The 18566-nt window shown below is 38.2% G+C and carries 16 protein-coding genes; 13 read left to right on the top strand and 3 right to left on the bottom strand.

From position 1 onward, the window contains the following. The first annotated feature begins 117 nt into the window (after positions 1 to 117). The 8 genes from rny to C1726_RS00635 all read left to right on the top strand — a co-directional run bounded on the left by rny (position 118) and on the right by C1726_RS00635 (position 9476). A complete protein-coding gene (gene rny / locus C1726_RS00670; RefSeq protein WP_053475736.1) occupies positions 118 to 1683 on the top strand; it encodes a ribonuclease Y in 1566 nt (521 codons plus the stop codon). A gap of 103 nt (positions 1684 to 1786) precedes the next feature. Continuing rightward, positions 1787 to 2584, top strand: a complete 798-nt coding sequence (locus C1726_RS00665; RefSeq protein ID WP_102271388.1) for a TIGR00282 family metallophosphoesterase — start codon at positions 1787 to 1789, stop codon at positions 2582 to 2584. Positions 2585 to 2870: 286 nt separating this feature from the next. Beyond that, positions 2871 to 3131 (top strand): stage V sporulation protein SpoVS, encoded by a 261-nt coding sequence (gene spoVS, locus C1726_RS00660; RefSeq protein ID WP_009791522.1) that lies wholly within the window; start codon positions 2871 to 2873, stop codon positions 3129 to 3131. A 166-nt stretch (positions 3132 to 3297) separates the two neighbouring features. Further along, positions 3298 to 4227 carry a dipeptidase gene (locus tag C1726_RS00655; RefSeq protein ID WP_102271387.1) on the top strand — a complete coding sequence of 310 codons (930 nt, stop codon included), beginning with the start codon at positions 3298 to 3300 and terminating at the stop codon, positions 4225 to 4227. Positions 4228 to 4545: 318 nt separating this feature from the next. Next, on the top strand, positions 4546 to 6282 hold the full coding sequence (locus tag C1726_RS00650) for a 2-oxoacid:acceptor oxidoreductase subunit alpha (protein ID WP_102271386.1): 1737 nt from the start codon (positions 4546 to 4548) through the stop codon (positions 6280 to 6282). Then, a complete protein-coding gene (locus tag C1726_RS00645) occupies positions 6283 to 7149 on the top strand; it encodes a 2-oxoacid:ferredoxin oxidoreductase subunit beta (RefSeq protein ID WP_102271385.1) in 867 nt (288 codons plus the stop codon). A gap of 349 nt (positions 7150 to 7498) precedes the next feature. Further along, complete coding sequence (gene miaB, locus C1726_RS00640; protein ID WP_102271384.1) at positions 7499 to 9043, top strand: tRNA (N6-isopentenyl adenosine(37)-C2)-methylthiotransferase MiaB; 1545 nt, start codon at positions 7499 to 7501, stop codon at positions 9041 to 9043. 1 nt (position 9044) lies between these two features. Then, the gene (locus C1726_RS00635; protein WP_102271383.1) at positions 9045 to 9476 is read left to right on the top strand and encodes a RicAFT regulatory complex protein RicA family protein; all 432 of its coding nucleotides are present in this window, start codon (positions 9045 to 9047) and stop codon (positions 9474 to 9476) included. Between the two features lie 262 nt (positions 9477 to 9738). Here C1726_RS00635 and C1726_RS00630 read toward each other — a convergent pair whose 3' ends face one another. From C1726_RS00630 to C1726_RS00620, 3 genes are all read right to left on the bottom strand, one after another. After that, a complete protein-coding gene (locus C1726_RS00630; RefSeq protein WP_102271382.1) occupies positions 9739 to 10092 on the bottom strand; it encodes a hypothetical protein in 354 nt (117 codons plus the stop codon). Between the two features lie 212 nt (positions 10093 to 10304). Continuing rightward, a complete protein-coding gene (locus C1726_RS00625; protein ID WP_235822678.1) occupies positions 10305 to 10607 on the bottom strand; it encodes a hypothetical protein in 303 nt (100 codons plus the stop codon). 31 nt (positions 10608 to 10638) lie between these two features. Then, positions 10639 to 11034: a hypothetical protein gene (locus C1726_RS00620; protein WP_102271380.1), complete on the bottom strand. Its 396-nt coding sequence runs from the start codon at positions 11032 to 11034 to the stop codon at positions 10639 to 10641. 351 nt (positions 11035 to 11385) lie between these two features. Between C1726_RS00620 and C1726_RS00615 the strand changes: the two genes are divergently transcribed. The 5 genes from C1726_RS00615 (at position 11386) to mutL (ending at position 18012) form a co-directional block, all read left to right on the top strand. Continuing rightward, positions 11386 to 11934 (top strand): outer spore coat protein CotE, encoded by a 549-nt coding sequence (locus C1726_RS00615; protein ID WP_102271379.1) that lies wholly within the window; start codon positions 11386 to 11388, stop codon positions 11932 to 11934. Between the two features lie 99 nt (positions 11935 to 12033). Further along, on the top strand, positions 12034 to 12663 hold the full coding sequence (locus C1726_RS00610; RefSeq protein ID WP_102271378.1) for a LysE family translocator: 630 nt from the start codon (positions 12034 to 12036) through the stop codon (positions 12661 to 12663). A 98-nt stretch (positions 12664 to 12761) separates the two neighbouring features. After that, positions 12762 to 13379, top strand: coding sequence for a PH domain-containing protein (locus C1726_RS00605; protein ID WP_102271377.1), 618 nt, complete (start codon positions 12762 to 12764; stop codon positions 13377 to 13379). Positions 13380 to 13504: 125 nt separating this feature from the next. Then, complete coding sequence (gene mutS / locus C1726_RS00600) at positions 13505 to 16105, top strand: DNA mismatch repair protein MutS (protein ID WP_180968062.1); 2601 nt, start codon at positions 13505 to 13507, stop codon at positions 16103 to 16105. 26 nt (positions 16106 to 16131) lie between these two features. After that, a complete protein-coding gene (mutL, locus tag C1726_RS00595) occupies positions 16132 to 18012 on the top strand; it encodes a DNA mismatch repair endonuclease MutL (protein WP_102271376.1) in 1881 nt (626 codons plus the stop codon). Positions 18013 to 18566: the final 554 nt, after the last annotated feature.

Raw genomic sequence — 18566 nt, 5'->3', positions numbered from 1 at the left:
ATTTTATGATGATATGAAAACGTTGAAAAGCCTTAGTGCTGTATGTTGTTTTTCAATGTACATGCCAACACTTTAAAGACGTAACACAAAAAGTTCATAGCAAGAGGAGGTGAAATGATGGAACTTTTAACAGCAATCATCATCTCCAGTTTGCTTGGCCTATTCGTTGGTGCGGTTGTTAGCTATTTTGTTTGTAAGTCCATTGCTCAGGCAAAAGTTGCAGGAGCTAAAGATGCTGCAGAGCAGATTTTAGAAGAGTCAAAGCGAGAAGCGGATGCAATAAAGAAAGAAGCTCTGATTGAAGCAAAGGATGAGATTCATAAGCTTCGAACAGAGGCAGAGCGTGAGATTCGTGATCGAAGAAATGAATTGCAAAAACAAGAAAATCGTTTACTGCAAAAGGAAGAAAATCTAGATCGCAAAGATGAAACGTTAGATAAACGTGAAACACTTTTAGAGAAGAGGGACGATTCTCTTAACAAAAGACAACAGCATATTGAAGAGATGGAAAGCAAAGTGGACGAGATGGTACGTGCACAAAAAGCTGAGCTGGAACGCATCTCGGGCTTAACTCGTGAAGAGGCGAAGTCCATCATTTTGGAGCGTGTCGAGCAGGAAGTGGCTCATGATGTCGCGATAATGATAAAAGAGGGCGAAATTCGTGCGAAAGAAGAAGCAGATAAGAAGGCAAAGGATATCTTGTCACTGGCAATCCAACGTTGTGCTGCCGATCATGTGGCTGAAACAACAGTATCTGTAGTGAACCTTCCGAATGATGAGATGAAGGGTCGAATTATTGGACGTGAGGGCCGAAACATTCGAACGCTTGAAACCTTAACAGGTATTGATCTCATTATTGATGATACACCAGAGGCTGTCATATTATCTGGTTTTGATCCAATTCGCCGTGAAACTGCTCGTTTAGCTTTAGATAAACTTGTACAGGATGGCCGAATTCATCCTGCACGGATTGAAGAAATGGTTGATAAAGCACGCCGTGAAGTGGATGAGCATATCCGCGAAATAGGAGAACAGACAACTTTTGAAGTTGGTGTTCATGGTCTCCATCCAGATCTAATTAAAATTCTTGGACGCCTTAAATTCCGGACAAGCTATGGTCAAAATGTACTTAAGCACTCAATGGAAGTTGCACAGCTGTCAGGATTACTAGCAGCGGAACTTGGTCAAGATGAAGTATTAGCCCGCCGTGCAGGCTTGCTGCATGATATCGGTAAGGCGATTGACCATGAGGTGGAAGGCAGTCATGTTGAAATTGGGGTAGAGCTAGCTACGAAGTATAAAGAACACCCAATTGTAATTAACAGCATCGCTTCCCATCATGGAGATACTGAACCTACATCAATTATTGCTGTTCTTGTTGCTGCAGCAGATGCATTATCAGCAGCACGCCCTGGAGCGAGAAGAGAGACACTTGAAAATTACATTCGCCGTCTTGAGAAGCTTGAAGAGATTTCTGAATCTTATGATGGTGTTGAAAAGTCTTTTGCTATTCAAGCAGGACGTGAAATTCGAATTTTAGTAAAACCTGAGCAAATCGACGATCTAGAGGCACATCGACTAGCAAGAGATATTCGTAAAAAGATTGAAGAAGAGCTTGATTATCCAGGACATATTAAAGTAACGGTTATTCGTGAAACAAGGGCCGTGGAATATGCGAAGTAAGGCGATGCGTAATGCATCGCTTTATTTTTTTTTGAGATGAGTGGAATGCTAGAGAGTGTGATAAAATGAATAGAAGAAATACATATAAAGAAAGGGCAGTACAATGAATATTATGTTTGTAGGGGATGTTGTCGGTTCACAAGGCCGTGAGATGATTACCGAATATGTCCCAAAGCTTAAAGAGAAATACCGGCCGCAAATTACGATAATTAATGGTGAAAATGCGGCTGGCGGTAAAGGGATAACGGAAAAGATCTATCGTGGATTTTTAGAAGCAGGGGCACAGGCAGTGACTCTAGGAAACCACACATGGGATAATAAGGAAATTTTTGAATTTATTGATCAGGCTAAATACTTAGTAAGACCAGCCAACTTTCCTGAGGAGAATCCAGGAAAGGGAATTGTTTATCTTAAATTTAATACAGAGGAAATTGCGGTTATTAGTCTGCAAGGAAGAACGTTCATGCCTTCTATCGACTGTCCATTCAAAAAAGCCGACGAATTAATTCGTGAAGCGAGAAAAAGAACGTCGATGATCTTTGTGGATTTCCATGCAGAGGCTACGAGCGAGAAGCAAGCGATGGGCTGGTACTTAGATGGGAGAGTGTCTGCAGTTGTGGGCACACATACACATGTACAAACAGCTGATAATCGAATCTTGCCAGAAGGGACAGCGTATTTAACAGACGTTGGCATGACAGGACCATATGACGGGATATTAGGTGTTGAAAGAGATGCGGTATTAAAAAGATTTTTAACTAACCTGCCTGTTCGATTTGAGGTGCCAAAAGAAGGACGAAAGCAGTTAAGTGCAGTATTAATTGAAATTGATAAAACAAGTGGAAAAGCAAAAAAAATCAATCGAATATTGATTAATGATGATCATCCATTTTTTTCATAAGTGAAAAGACTGTATCCGAAAGCAATTTATGCAATCGGATGCAGTCTTTTTTTCTAAGATGAATTATGTCTTTATTTTGTCCAAGCCGGAATATGTGATTTAAGAACTGAATATAGTAGCAATGGAATGATTTATACTGACGTGTTCATTTCCGATAAGGCATTATCTTATAAACACGCCCTATACTTGGTGAAGGAGTATCACACCGAAAATGGGATAATGGGATCAAAGCTGTCTAAGAAGAGGTCATGGGCACGCGGGAGGGGAAAACAAGGAGGAGCTAGGAATGGAAATATTAAAAGTTTCAGCAAAATCTAATCCTAATTCTGTAGCAGGTGCGCTTGCAGGAGTTCTGCGTGAAAGAGGCGGTGCCGAAATCCAAGCGATTGGTGCAGGTGCATTAAACCAGGCGGTGAAGGCAGTAGCAATTGCAAGAGGATTTGTAGCGCCTAGCGGAGTGGATTTGATTTGTATCCCGGCATTCACAGATATAAAGATTGATGGGGAAGAACGAACCGCAATAAAACTAATCGTTGAACCTAGGTAAACTATGCAGGACAGCTGGTGATGTTACTCGGGAATGATCCAATAGTTACTTAAATAATAAAGGGATATTTTGTAACCAATTAATGATGACCTGTTTGCCGTAAAAAGCAAGCGGGTTCTTTTTTTCATAAGTAGCTTCTAACATAGATGGAAGGGTGAAAATAACAATGAAGATATTTGATGCCCATTGTGACGTGCTTTACAAAATGTTCTTGGACTCAAGCATTCAATTTAACGAATCTGAAAAACTTGAAGTAACTTTAATAGGGATGATATCGGGAGGAATAAAAGTGCAGTGTTTTGCTATATTTATACCTCAGTCCATCCATCCAGAAATGCGATTTAACGCTGCATTATATATGATTGAGCTCTTTTATGAAAAGATAATCTTGCCTTTCCCAAAGTTGCGTGTGATTACAACTCAGTTCGATCTCGAAAATTTAGCTGAGGATGAAATGGGTGCCATTCTTACTTTAGAAGGATGCGATGCAATAGGCAATGATTTGGTGAAATTAAAAACGCTGTTAAGATTAGGTGTTACTTCAATTGGCCTAACATGGAATCATAGCAATTATGTTGCTGACGGGATCCTTGAGGAAAGAGGTGCCGGGTTATCCGCCTTCGGCAAAAAAGTAGTCAGCGTACTAAATACGACCCATACATGGTGTGATGTTTCTCATCTCTCAGAACGCGGATTTTGGGATGTGATCGAGTACAGCGACTATCCAGTTGCTTCCCATTCGAATTGTTACTCACTTTGTCCAAATCCCCGCAATTTAACGAATGATCAAATTGAGGCACTTATTGATCGAAACAGCGTGTTAGGAATTACATTTGTCCCTGAATTTTTAACGAGCAGAAATGAGGCAACAGTGACAGATGTATTGAGACATCTAGAATATGTCTGCTCGCTTGGCGGGGAAGAACATGTTGGTTTCGGATCGGATTTTGATGGGACTGATGGAAAGCTTCCGAAAGGATTAATGAATGTGAGGGACTATGATCATTTAATGAATGAGCTGGTAAAATATTATTCTAGTAAACAAGTAGAAAATTTTATGTATCGAAACTTTATTAATAGATATCCTAAAAAATAGTATGATGTGTTTTTAATTTTAATACAGAAATCATTACGAAAAATTAGGAACTTTTATGGATTATTCGGCAATGAAAAAGGAGCAAATCTATTATTATTTAATTAGTTGTAAAATATTCATATTTTCGACAATAATTAGTATGAAAGGGTTGCTTTTTTCTAGACTTAGGTCTAGAATTGAAAGCGTTTAGTACCCATTCAAAATCCTTTATTAAAACATTGTTCTTTATATAGGAAGAAGGTTTCTGAAAGAGTGCTACACTTTAATTATTATATTGTTTTTACATATTTTTCTAACGTATCTAAAGGGGTGTAAGTCATGATCAATCAACTTTCGTGGAAAGTTGGCGGGCAACAAGGGGAAGGTATTGAGAGTACTGGTGAAATTTTTGCCATTGCATTAAACCGATTAGGCTACTACTTGTATGGTTACCGCCATTTCTCATCTCGTATTAAAGGCGGTCATACGAACAATAAGATTCGTGTAAGCACAACTCAAGTTCGTTCGATTTCAGACGATCTTGATATTTTGGTAGCATTCGACCAAGAAACAATCGATTTGAACTACAAAGAGCTCCATGAAAAAGGAGTTATTATTGCGGATGCTAAGTTCAATCCAATAAAACCAGAAGATACTAAAGCATCGATGTTTGCAGTTCCATTTACGGAATTAGCAACGGAATTAGGTACATCCCTTATGAAAAACATGGTTGCTGTTGGGGCAACATGTGCAGTCTTAAATTTAGATATTAACGTTTTTAAAGAAGTTGTGCAAGAAATTTTTGGACGTAAGGGTCAGCAAGTTGTTGAAAAAAATATGGAAGCCATTAAATCAGGCTTTGATAATATGCAAGAACATTTAGGAAGCAACGCGGAATTAATGGAGCTTGAGAAAGCAGACGGCAAGAAGCGTATGTTTATGATTGGCAACGATGCGATTGCACTTGGTGCATTAGCAGGCGGCTGCCGCTTCATGGCTGCATATCCAATTACTCCAGCATCAGATATTATGGAATACTTAATCAAAAAACTTCCACCAGTTGGCGGAGCGGTTATTCAAACTGAAGATGAAATTGCTGCTGTAACAATGACGATTGGTGCAAACTACGGTGGTGTGCGTGCGCTAACTGCTTCATCAGGTCCTGGCCTATCATTAAAAATGGAAGCGATCGGCTTATCTGGTATTACGGAAACGCCGCTAGTTATCGTAGATACACAGCGTGGGGGTCCTTCAACAGGTCTGCCTACAAAGCAAGAGCAGTCTGACTTAATGGCGATGATCTATGGTACTCATGGAGAGATTCCGAAGATTGTTATGGCTCCAAGTACTGTGCAAGAGGCATTCTATGATACAGCGGAAGCATTCAATTTAGCTGAAGAATACCAATGCCCTGTCATTGTTTTATCTGATCTGCAGCTTTCATTAGGTAAGCAGACTGTTGAACCTCTTGAGTATGATAAAGTTGAAATTCGCCGTGGAAAGCTAGTAACGGAAGAATTACCTGAAATCGAAAATAAAGGGTACTTTAAGCGCTATGAGGTTACAGAGGATGGCGTTTCACCAAGAACAATTCCTGGAATGAAAAATGGTATCCACCATGTTACAGGTGTAGAGCATGATGAACAGGGCAAGCCGTCCGAATCAGCAGCAAACCGTAATGCACAAATGGACAAGCGCTTCCGTAAAATTGAAAATATTAAATTCGATACACCAGTATACAAAAATGCTCCACATGCGGATGCAGATCTGTTAATCGTCGGTTTCAATTCGACTCGCGGAGCGATTGAAGAAGCAATGGGCCGTTTGGAAAAAGATGGTTTAAAGGTAAATCATGCACATATTCGTTTAATCTATCCATTCCCGTCTGATGAATTATTGCCGCTTGTAAAATCTGCGAAAAAGATCGTTGTTGTTGAAAATAACGCGACTGGGCAATTGGCAAATATGATAAAGATGAACGTCGGACATGCTGAAAAAATTACAAAAATGCTAAAGTATGACGGAAATCCTTTCTTGCCGCATGAAATTCATACAAGATGCAAGGAGTTGGTCTAAATGGCAACATTTAAAGATTTTCGAAATAGTGTAAAACCAAACTGGTGTCCTGGCTGTGGAGACTTCTCCGTTCAGGCTGCGATTCAGCGTGCGGCGGCAAATGTAGGACTAGAACCTGAAAACTTAGCTGTTATTTCTGGAATTGGCTGTTCTGGCCGTATTTCAGGATATATTAACTCATATGGATTACATGGAATTCATGGACGTTCACTTCCAATCGCAACTGGGGTAAAAATGGCTAACCGTGACCTAACGGTTATCGCTTCTGGCGGTGATGGAGATGGTTATGCAATCGGGATGAGCCACACCATCCATGCCATTCGCCGAAATGTAAATATCACTTATATTGTAATGGATAACCAAATCTACGGCTTAACAAAAGGGCAAACATCGCCAAGATCGGCAACTGGCTTCAAGACAAAGTCAACGCCGGAAGGTTCCATTGAACAAGCAATTGCTCCGATGGAAATGGCATTAACTGCTGGTGCGACATTTGTTGCACAAAGCTTCTCAACAGATCTCAAGGACTTAACTGCATTGATTGAAGCAGGGATTAAACACGAGGGATTCTCATTAATTAACGTATTTAGTCCATGCGTTACTTATAATAAAGTCAACACTTATGACTGGTTTAAAGAAAATTTAACTAAATTAAGCGATATTGAAGGCTACGATTCTTCTAATAAAGAAATGGCAATGCAAACATTAATGAAGCATAATGGTTTAGTTACTGGTCTTATTTATCAAGACACAGAACGTAAATCATATCAAGAGCTATTAAATGGATATTCAGAATCTCCATTAGTTCAAGCAGACTTAACTCTTGATCAGGCACATTTTGATAAACTTGTTGAAGAATTTATGTAGAATGTGAAAACAGCCCAGGATAAATTCCTGGGCTGTTTTTTATGAGAGGCTTTATAAACCTGTTCTATAATAACTTTCTAAAATGTGATAATCGTCACGTTCAATTTAGATAAATTCGTATAATATTATTATTTGTGAATAGGTACATACTATTTGTTTCAATTGAGTGTACAACAGCGATTGAACACTGGTCCCATAATAGGATTTCTATTGTTTTCAATTCATAAAGGCTATATACTATAATAATGTGTGTAGTTAATCTTGTTTACGATAATATTTATTATAATAAAAGCTTTGGAATTCCAATAGATTTTCTCGCAGGTACAAAACAGAGAAAGGGGACAAAATAATGAATGAAAAACAACGACTAGAAGGTCAACAAGTGCAAACGGCTAATCCATCGGACAAAAAATCCGAAAAGGATTATAGCAAATATTTTGAAGCGGTATATACACCACCATCCTTAAAAGAAGCGAAAAAGCGTGGGAAAGAAGAAGTCAATTATCATAAGGATTTTGATATTCCACAAGAATTTCATGGGATGGGGAATGGACGAAAATTCTATATTCGTACGTATGGCTGTCAAATGAACGAGCATGATACCGAGGTTATGGCAGGGATCTTCATTGGACTTGGCTATGAACCGACGGATACTGTTGAGGATGCAAATGTAATATTATTAAATACATGTGCAATCCGTGAAAACGCAGAGAATAAAGTGTTTGGTGAACTAGGTCACTTAAAGCATTTGAAAAAAGAAAAACCAGACTTGCTTCTTGGTGTTTGCGGATGTATGTCGCAGGAAGAGTCTGTAGTTAACAAAATTTTGAAAACATATAATCAAGTAGATATTATCTTTGGAACACACAATATTCATCGCCTGCCAAACATATTGCATGAAGCATATATGTCTAAGGAAATGGTGGTGGAAGTATGGTCTAAAGAAGGAGACGTTATAGAAAACCTTCCGAAGGTACGTCAAGGGAATATTAAGGCATGGGTAAATATTATGTACGGCTGTGATAAGTTCTGTACGTATTGTATTGTCCCTTATACACGAGGAAAAGAGCGCAGCCGCCGTCCTGAAGATATCATTCAAGAAGTTAGACAATTAGCAGCACAAGGATATAAAGAAATAACTCTACTTGGCCAAAATGTAAATGCATATGGAAAAGACTTTGAAGATATGAAATATGGTCTAGGGGACCTTATGGATGAAATACGTAAAATTGATATTCCTCGTATCCGTTTTACAACAAGTCATCCTCGTGATTTTGATGATCACTTAATTGAGGTTCTGTCAAAAGGCGGAAATCTGGTTGAACATATTCACCTGCCGGTTCAATCTGGGTCAAATGAAGTTCTTAAAATTATGGCGCGTAAATACACGAGAGAACATTATTTAGAGCTTATTCGTAAAATCAAAGCTGCTGTTCCAGGTGCGACATTTACAACTGATATTATTGTAGGCTACCCAAATGAAACGGATGAACAGTTTGAAGAAACACTTTCACTCTATCGTGAAGTTGGTTATGAGGCTGCTTATACGTTTATTTATTCTCCTAGGGAAGGTACACCTGCAGCGAAAATGCAGGATAATGTTCCAATGGAAGTCAAAAAGGAGCGTCTACAGCGTCTGAATGCGCTAGTAAATGAACTATCAGCTGAAGCGATGAAAAAATATCAAGACCAAATTGTCGAAGTTCTAGTAGAAGGCGAAAGTAAAAACAATCCTGCAGTACTAGCAGGTTATACTAGAAAAAATAAGCTAGTCAACTTTATTGGACCAAAATCAGCCATCGGAAAAATTGTAAAAGTAAAAATTACCGATGCTAAAACATGGTCATTAAACGGAGAAATGATAGAAGAACTAGATATGGTAGAGGTGGAGTAAAATGGCAAAGTATACTAAAGATGACATTATTGCCCGAGCGAAAGAGCTTGCACGAATGATTGCAGAAACAGAAGAGGTAGAATTCTTCAAGCGTGCGGAAGCGCAAATAAACGAAAATGAAAAAGTGCGTGCAACGATTTCAAATATTAAGGGATTACAAAAGCAAGCGGTGAATTTGCAGCATTTTGGTAAGAAGGAAGCTTTGAAAAAAACAGAAGATAAGCTGGAAGCCCTTCAAAATGAATTAGACGAAATCCCAGTTGTACAAGAATTTAAGCAATCTCAAATTGAAGTGAATGAATTGCTGCAAATGGTTGCTAACGCCATTTCCAACACAGTGACTGACGAGGTGATCCTTTCAACAGGTGGAGACCTGCTGAGCGGTGAAACTGGCTCACAAATAAAAAATAGCGATTGCTCACATCATCATTAGAAATGAGAAGGCGCCTTGCTCATCGCCGTACGGACTGGAAGAACCCTGACTGAGATAAAGGAAACACGATAAGCCGGTAGGCGAATCGATGTTGACTTATCGCAGGGAGGGGATCTGAAGTACGATAGGCGATAGGCGCTGCAGCAAGACAGAATTAGAAATGCGAAACCGCCTTTCTAGCCGGAAAACCCCCTGACATTATGTCAGGGGGTTTCTCTATATATAAAAGGAGGTATCATCGGCCTGGTTTGGGTTGTGGAGGCTAATTATTTCTAAGCAATTCTACTGCTCTTAAAAATTCTTTTCGGTATTCTTGCTGATCTTGCAGTGCTGCATTCAGAGTTAAAAGAAGGGACTCATTCAATATTTTCGTTCCATTTTGATTTGAATCATTGCCCAAATAATTGAGAAGGAAAGTATATACGAGAAGCAAGGTTGAATAATTATCAACGTAGGTTAAATTGATGGCACGTCCACCCATTCCGCCTGCAGCATGGTTATTAATAGAAGGAATTCCAGCTTCGGCAGCCATTTCAAGCAGTTCCTCAGGAACTCCAAGCTGCTTGAGTACTTCAGGGTCTAATTGTAATTTATTATTTTTATTTCTATCAATCATTTTCCATACCTCCCTTCTCTTTGGACAATCAGTGGTTTAACAATACTAACTTATTGCATAGGCGCAAAACAGTCGCATCCGCTTTTCTATTTGTCTAGCTGCAGCGCCTACCCCCTCGAGGTCACAAGCCAATCCTTCCAGAAAGGTAAAGAACACCTTTCAGTAAGGCTCGTCTTGTGCTTGTCGGGGGTGATCAAGGCGCATCCGCTTTTCTATGAGTGGTTGCTTTCTACTTGATTTGCGTTGTTCACTGAAATAGCTTGTGAATCACCGCCATTAGCTACGTTAAATTGAGCAGATAGAATAGGAATATTAATAAGGGATGCATTCACTGCAAATCCACCAAGTGAAATTGGTACTTGGACTGGTGTATTAATTTGTGGACTATTTCCCTGTGCTGCAAAAGTAAAGGCCTTGAATGCATCTCCGTTGCTGCTGACACCATTAACAGCTTGTCGGTCATTCTGAACAGGTCTAGTCTGATTATCTTCATAACATCTATTTGACAACATCATTTCTCACCTCCTCCAATGTATTAAATTTTCTTTATTCCTTTTCAGCAGAGTTATTATTTGTAAGATCAGTCAGATCTAAATCAAGTAATGATACACCATTTAATGAAAGTTTAATTTTCTTATTATCATCAGATGTCTCAAATACCGGCAGTAATTTACTAAGAGCTGGGAGCATATTCTGTACTCCATTTGACCCTAAAGAATTTTGGCTGAAAATTCCGTTTAAGTTTTTTAGTGGATTTATTGCATTAAAAAGGTTTCCATTCAAAGGATTTGCTGATAAGTTACCTAACTTATTAGAAACAAGTCCGTTTAATGAATCTGCTAAATTCTTTGAAATTTTATCCGCTAATTCTTTGGCTTTTTCTCCATTTATTTCTTTGCCATTGAAATTTATTTTCAAGTTGGAATCATCTAAGTTGGCCAATTCTGATCACCTCCTTCTCTTTACAGTATTATATTGGTGAAATAGCCAAGCTGTATCCGCGTTTTAACGAGGGCAAACATATATTTTTATGAAACTGTAAAAAATGCAACTGACAAAAAAACAAATTATGAAACTATGTTTACAAAAGAAACTAAGGAAATTGCTATTCAAGAACATTAACTCGAGCATAAGATATGTGTTCTCTAATTTAGTAATATGGCACATTCGCCCTGAAAAAGCATACTATGAATTATGCCAATACATTTACCTAACATTCATCAAGAAATATCGCACACTAGTCTAATATCCCGCATAGGATGAATTGAAAATGAATGAGGAGGTTCGCTCGCAATGGGAGAATACAGAGAGATAATAACAAAGGCGGTCGTTGCAAAGGGACGGAAGTTTACACAGTCCAATCATACGATATGCCCTAAACACCATCCGTCAAGCATCCTTGGCTGCTGGATTATAAACCATACGTACGAGGCGAAAAAAGTCGGAAAAACAGTCGAGGTTTGCGGCTACTATGACATTAACGTTTGGTATTCCTTTGATAATAATACAAGAACAGAGGTTGTTACCGAACGTGTTAATTATAAGGATGTCATTAAGTTAAAATACCGTGATCCCGATTGCCTTGACGACCATGAAGTAGTCGCACGTGTATTGCAGCAGCCTAACTGCTGTGAATGTGTGATCTCACCAAATGGAAATAAAATCATCGTTCATGTAGAAAGGGAATTTCTCGTTGAAGTGATTGGTGAGACGAAAGTATGTGTAGCTGTTCATCATGATCAATGTGATTGTGATGATGAAGAATGGGGCTTTGATGATGTTGAAGATGATGCATTCGAAGATTTAAATCCTGACTTTTTAGTTGGGGATGAAGAAGAGTAATAACTAGGAGGTTTTGCTTCCTAGTTTTTTCTTTTTTATTGTTTAATTTTCTGTAAATTTAGATTATAATAAGTGGAAATTTACATAAAGGGGGTCATAATGATGGAGAATTATCTCCTATTTATATTCATGGCATTTATGCTGATTATTTTACCTGGACCAGACACAGCCGTAATTACAAAGAATACCATCTCCAAACGTAAAACTGCAGGGCTGCAAACAACAGCTGGTACGCTTGCTGCATTGCTTATTCATACAATGGCAGCTGTGTTTGGTTTATCCGCTCTTATTGTTAAATCTGCATTCCTCTTTTCTATATTAAAATATGCAGGTGCGGTATACCTCATTTATCTTGGCTGTAAATCAATTCTATTTATTATAAAAAAACAGCCGATAGCAGCTCCAGATCCTGAACAGGTTAATAAATATGGAAAAGAATCCAACTTCAGGCAAGGGTTTTTGACAAATTTACTGAATCCAAAAGTGGCGGTATTCTTCCTAACCTTTTTGCCTCAATTTGCAGGATCAGGTGATCAAGCATTCTTTGAATTTTTAGGACTAGGATTAACTTATACCTTATTAACAATGATCTGGTTTTTCTTCTATATATACTTAATTCATTTTATAAGTGATTTTATGAAGAAGCCTTCTACAATGAAGGCTGTAGAAGGGCTGACAGGAGGGGTATTGATTCTATTTGGTTTAAAATTAGCTTTGGAAAAAAACTAGTTTATTAGTTAAATAGTCCTTATTTGAAATCTATGTATCCCATTTTCTTCCTTCACATGCTAAAATATTTAAGTGAAAGAAGTCTAGGGGGTAGGTTTATGTTCAAAAAAGTTGCATCAGACGTATTAGGATTAAGCGATGTTGGGAGTGTGATCAAGCCTGTCGATTATGACAAGGTAGATGCAGATGATTACGTTCTTCATGAGGACAATGAAAAGATTTACTTTTTAATTAAATCCAAATCTGATGAATACTGCTTTACAAATAAAGCGTTAATTCATTTAGATGGCACGAGTGCAATGAGTAAGAAACGGACGTTAAAGCGCTACGCATACAAAGAACACACGATTTCAGGTGTAATGCTTGAGACGGCAGGTACGGTCGATTTGGATGTGGAGATTAAGTTCGTGATTGGATCTGTCCATTTTTCAATTGATGTTCATAAGAAACATATTGAGGAGTTGAAAGATTTATATAAAGCGCTCATTCGTATTTCGGAAATTTGCCATGAAAATGAAGTATCCATGTCTTACGCGGAGAAGAGCCTAGAGGTAGCATCGACTACTTTCAGCCGTTCAGCCGTTCCGCAGGATAATAATTTCGTAGATAATTTCAGAGTATTAAACGAAACAGCATTTAACTGGCTTATGAATAGCAGAAAGAAATACAATGTAAAAGATTTTGGGTTTGTATTTGAAAAGTATATTAATAATTAATTTGAAGTTAGCAGAGATCAGATTTTTATGATCCTGCTTTTCTTTATTTTAAGAAACCAAATTAAATAATACTTTATGATATAATAGAAAAATAAAAAGATACATTTGAACATTTGGAGGACATTATGGCAGCTTATACGCCTATGATACAGCAATATTTGAGAGTAAAGGCAGATTACGAGGATGCCTTTTTATTTTTTCGTCTCGGAGATTTTTACGAGATGTTTTTCGACGATGCTGTTAAAGCATCACAAGAGCTTGAAATTACACTAACAAGCAGAGAAGGGGGCTCAGCAGATCGGATTCCAATGTGCGGGGTTCCGTATCATTCTGCACCACAATATATTGAACAGTTAGTTGAACGTGGATATAAGGTAGCTATTTGTGAACAAACGGAAGATCCGAAACAGGCAAAGGGTGTCGTTAAACGTGAGGTGGTTCAATTAATTACACCTGGAACAATGATGGAAGGCAAAGGACTTCATGAAAAGGAAAATAATTTTATCGCTTCAATCAGTTATTTTGCAGATGAAACCTTTGGTTTTGCCTACAGTGATCTTTCAACAGGGGAAACAAAGGTCACGATGCTTAGTGCAGGGTTCGATGAGGTATTGAATGAGCTATCCATTTCAGGTGCAAAAGAAATCATTATTTCAAGGGATTTCAATGGAGATTGGCAGCAAAAAATGAAAGAGAGATCTGTTTTAACCATCTCTTTTGAAGAAGATTATCTGAGCCAGGAGAGTTATCATCATTTACTAGATGAAATTAATCAGGACAAGCTTCGTCAAACAACTGTCAGACTATTTAACTATTTATATCGTACGCAAAAAAGAAGTTTAGATCATTTACAGAAGGTATCTACGTATCAAACAAATCAATATATGAAAATTGATTATTTTTCCAAAAGGAACTTGGAGCTAACAGAAACCATTCGTTCCAAAGGGAAAAAGGGTTCTTTGCTATGGCTGTTAGATGAAACAAAGACAGCTATGGGTGGCAGGCTCTTAAAGCAATGGGTTGACCGTCCGCTTGTGAATGAGAGGGAAATCATTCGCAGGCAAACACTTGTTGAAACCTTTATAGCCGCTTTTTTTGAACGTGAAGAATTAAGAGAAAAGCTGAAAGAAGTATATGACCTTGAGCGTCTTGCCGGCAGAGTGGCTTTCGGGAATGTAAATGCTCGAGATTTAGTCCAATTAAGACGTTCTTTGCTACAGATTCCTGATTTGAAAGAATTGCTCAGAAAGCTCTCGAACAATGAGGCGGACATGCTTGCTGAAAAGCTTGATGCCTGTGAGGAGGTTGTCGATCTTCTAGAGCGTGCAATTGTAGACAATCCGCCCCTGTCCATTAAAGATGGCAACATGATCAAAGATGGATATCATGAGCAATTAGACCAATATCGTGATGCCACTAGAAATGGGAAAACATGGATTGCCCAGCTTGAAAAACAGGAGCGGGAGAAAACGGGCATCAAGTCATTGAAGGTAGGCTACAATCGTGTATTTGGTTATTATATTGAAGTCACAAGAGCAAATTTACACCTTTTAAAGGAAGGACAATATGAACGCAAGCAAACATTAACGAATGCTGAACGATTTATCACACCTGATTTGAAAGAAAAAGAGGCACTTATTTTACAAGCGGAAGAAAAAAGTGTGGAGCTGGAATACGAGTTATTTACTGCAGTGCGTGAGCATGTGAAGGAATTCATTCCAAGATTGCAATCTCTCGCAAAATCGGTTAGTGAGCTTGATGTCTTGCAATGCTTTGCTACAGTTAGTGAAGAAAGACATTATGTGCAGCCTTCGTTCACAAAGGATCGAAGAATTGTGATTAAAGATGGCAGACATCCAGTCGTCGAGAAGGTCATGAACGCGCAAGAGTATGTCCCAAATGATTGTTATATGGATGCAAATAGAGAAATGCTGCTCATAACTGGACCAAATATGTCAGGTAAAAGTACGTATATGAGACAAATTGCGTTAACAGCGATTTTAGCGCAAATCGGCTGCTATGTTCCTGCTTCAGAAGCTGTTCTGCCTATATTTGATCAGGTATTTACAAGAATTGGCGCTGCAGATGATCTCATCTCAGGTCAAAGTACATTTATGGTTGAGATGCTGGAAGCAAGAAATGCCATTGTTAACGCCACTCAAGATAGTCTAATACTCTTTGATGAGATCGGCCGTGGAACATCCACTTATGATGGGATGGCGTTAGCGCAGGCAATAATTGAATATATTCATAATCGCTTAGGTGCGAAAACTTTATTTTCTACTCATTATCATGAATTGACTGTATTAGAGGAAGAACTTCATATGGTCAAAAATGTTCATGTTAGTGCAATTGAGCAAAATGGCAGAGTTGTCTTTCTTCATAAAATTAAAGAAGGAGCAGCAGATAGAAGCTATGGGATTCACGTGGCACAGCTTGCTGAGCTTCCAGAAGAGTTGATTAAGAGAGCGAATGAAATATTAACTAAGCTGGAACAGAAGGATGAGCAGACAAATCAGCCTGTTATCGAAAAAAAATATACTAAAATTGCTGAAGAAGATGCTCAGCTTTCATTCTTTGATGAACCTAGGGAGAAGAAAACAGCTGTATTGAGTACAAAAGAAAAACGGATTATAGAAAAAGTCAGAGATATTGATATTTTAGATATGACACCAATGGAAGCACTAAATACTTTATATGAACTACACAAAAATCTAAAAGGATAGTCGGCTAGAACATGGAGGTGTAGGCAATGTCCAAAATTATTCAGCTAGATGACGCACTCTCAAATAAAATCGCGGCTGGGGAAGTAGTTGAGAGGCCAGCCTCTGTCGTAAAGGAACTAGTTGAAAATTCAATTGATGCTGGGAGTACAATCATAGAAATTGAGACGGAAGAAGCGGGATTGGCAAAAATTCGCATCATTGATAATGGAGATGGTATTGAGGAAGATGATGTACTGACTGCATTTCAACGCCATGCAACAAGTAAAATTAAAGATGAAACGGATCTTTTTCGAATTCGAACATTAGGATTCCGTGGGGAAGCATTGCCAAGTATTGCTTCTGTTTCAAGAGTTGATATGAAAACATCGACAGGAGAAATTGGTACGCGTGTTCAAGTTGAGGGTGGAAAAGTGGAAGGCGTTGAAAAAGCTCCAGGGCGAAAAGGAACAGATTTAACGGTGTCCGATCTGTTCTTCAATACACCGGCACGGCTTAAGTATATGAAAACCATTCACACGGAACTAGGAAATATTACCGATGTGGTTAACCGGTTGGCACTTGCCCATCCGGAAGTTTCCTTTCGCCTCATTCATAATGAGCGGAAACTTCTCCATACGAATGGGAATGGCGATGTCCGGCAAGTATTAGCAGCTATATATGGCATGAATATCGTAAAAAAAATGGTTCCGATAGAAGCTGTTTCTCTTGATTTTCGAATTAGCGGGTATGCTGCATTGCCTGAAATTACTAGAGCATCACGGAATTATATTTCAACAATGATCAATGGGCGCTTTATCAAGAATTATCCGCTTGCTAAGGCGATCCAAGAGGGATATCACACATTGCTGCCAATCGGGCGCTACCCGATTGTCCTTTTGAATATTGAGATGGACCCGCTTTTGGTAGATGTGAATGTTCATCCATCAAAAATGGAAGTGCGTCTAAGTAAAGAACAGGAACTAAATGAACTTGTCACAGGTGCAATTAAGAATGCATTTAAGTCACAAGAATTAATCCCAACAGGTTTTACAGAACCTAAGGCGGTTAAGCCAAGAGAGGAACAAACATTTTTAGAACTGGATCATGTTTCAGCCTATAATCCCATACGAGAAACAAATGTTGAAGAGTTTAAACCACCCTATATTCGTGAAAATATAATAGAAAATGAGCCTAAGAAAGATGTGTTCTCCTTTACTCCGAATGAAACGAAGGAAGAAACGAGTTTTGCTGCTCATTCGTATGTTCCAGATATGGAAGAACAATATATAGAGAGTAATAGAAATACTGAATCCAATTTTGATCCATTCAAACAGCACCAAACGTCAAGAGTCCCGCCTCTATATCCAATTGGGCAAATGCATGGTACTTATATTTTTGCTCAGAATGAGAAGGGACTGTATATTATCGATCAGCATGCGGCACAGGAACGAATCAAATACGAGTATTTTAAAGAAAAGGTAGGTCAAGTTGAAAGTGAGCTTCAAGAAATGCTGATTCCGCTAACTTTTGAATACTCAACCGATGACTATATCAAAATTGATGAGTATAAAGAGGAACTGGAAAAAGTAGGTGTATTCCTTGAGCCATTTGGACACAATAGCTTTATCATTCGCTCTCATCCGCAGTGGCTTCCAAAAGGTGAGGAGAAAGAAATCATCGAGGATATGATTGAACAGCTCCTATCCATGAAAAGAGTGGATATCAAAAAGCTAAGGGAAGAAGCAGCCATTATGATGAGCTGTAAAGCTTCTATTAAAGCGAATCATCATTTAAGAAACGATGAAATCCAAGCCTTACTTGATGAGCTTAGACAGACAACAGATCCATTTACTTGCCCGCATGGACGGCCCATCATCATTCAATATTCGATTTATGAGATGGAGAAGATGTTTAAACGGGTGATGTAATTTATAGCAAAGGAGAACCTTTGATACATTAAGGTTTTCCTTTATTTTTTTATACATTGACCACTATTATTGCATTTTAGTAGTCTTTCCTTAATGCTTTTGAAAAAATACCTGCAGATGAATCCTATATATTAGGGGTAACATGACTTTATTTATCTGATGTTATTGAAACATTTGAAAGCCTTATTTTTTCAGAAACGAATTTAGAACTTTCCTCAATCTCTGACATAATAATAGTTGCATGTGGATGTCCTAAATTTGAAACCGAATTATTCTAGTTTTGTAAGCTTAATATCATATAAGAATAGTTTGTGAAAGGTGTGGTCTTTTCATAGCTGTACTTCTCCAAAATTAATAAACAACAAAAATAATCTATGGAAAGACAGAAATGATAGAAAATTCGTAGGTACTCCCAATATGAAAATAAATCGGATGACTACAATAGATAGTCTTCTCTTAAATTGAAACCTTTAATTGATGTGTAGATAAAAGTAATGCTAGCAACTTAAGAAGATATGAGTCTGTCTTTATTTCATAAGAAAAATGCCAGACGT

The sequence above is a fragment of the Cytobacillus massiliigabonensis genome (assembly GCF_900199725.1).
Classification (GTDB): domain Bacteria; phylum Bacillota; class Bacilli; order Bacillales; family Cytobacillaceae; genus Cytobacillus; species Cytobacillus massiliigabonensis.
This window is presented reverse-complemented; position numbering and strand designations above follow the sequence as displayed.

What these genes read in the sequence shown, in the direction of transcription:
- mutS (WP_180968062.1), top strand. Translation starts at nt 13,505, where the DNA reads ATGGCAGCTTATACGCCTATGATACAGCAATATTTGAGAGTAAAGGCA.
- miaB (WP_102271384.1), top strand. Translation starts at nt 7,499, where the DNA reads ATGAATGAAAAACAACGACTAGAAGGTCAACAAGTGCAAACGGCTAAT.
- C1726_RS00615 (WP_102271379.1), top strand. Translation starts at nt 11,386, where the DNA reads ATGGGAGAATACAGAGAGATAATAACAAAGGCGGTCGTTGCAAAGGGA.
- C1726_RS00630 (WP_102271382.1), bottom strand. Translation starts at nt 10,092, where the DNA reads ATGATTGATAGAAATAAAAATAATAAATTACAATTAGACCCTGAAGTA.
- C1726_RS00625 (WP_235822678.1), bottom strand. Translation starts at nt 10,607, where the DNA reads ATGATGTTGTCAAATAGATGTTATGAAGATAATCAGACTAGACCTGTT.
- mutL (WP_102271376.1), top strand. Translation starts at nt 16,132, where the DNA reads ATGTCCAAAATTATTCAGCTAGATGACGCACTCTCAAATAAAATCGCG.
- spoVS (WP_009791522.1), top strand. Translation starts at nt 2,871, where the DNA reads ATGGAAATATTAAAAGTTTCAGCAAAATCTAATCCTAATTCTGTAGCA.
- rny (WP_053475736.1), top strand. Translation starts at nt 118, where the DNA reads ATGGAACTTTTAACAGCAATCATCATCTCCAGTTTGCTTGGCCTATTC.
- C1726_RS00605 (WP_102271377.1), top strand. Translation starts at nt 12,762, where the DNA reads ATGTTCAAAAAAGTTGCATCAGACGTATTAGGATTAAGCGATGTTGGG.
- C1726_RS00645 (WP_102271385.1), top strand. Translation starts at nt 6,283, where the DNA reads ATGGCAACATTTAAAGATTTTCGAAATAGTGTAAAACCAAACTGGTGT.
- C1726_RS00655 (WP_102271387.1), top strand. Translation starts at nt 3,298, where the DNA reads ATGAAGATATTTGATGCCCATTGTGACGTGCTTTACAAAATGTTCTTG.
- C1726_RS00650 (WP_102271386.1), top strand. Translation starts at nt 4,546, where the DNA reads ATGATCAATCAACTTTCGTGGAAAGTTGGCGGGCAACAAGGGGAAGGT.
- C1726_RS00635 (WP_102271383.1), top strand. Translation starts at nt 9,045, where the DNA reads ATGGCAAAGTATACTAAAGATGACATTATTGCCCGAGCGAAAGAGCTT.
- C1726_RS00610 (WP_102271378.1), top strand. Translation starts at nt 12,034, where the DNA reads ATGATGGAGAATTATCTCCTATTTATATTCATGGCATTTATGCTGATT.
- C1726_RS00665 (WP_102271388.1), top strand. Translation starts at nt 1,787, where the DNA reads ATGAATATTATGTTTGTAGGGGATGTTGTCGGTTCACAAGGCCGTGAG.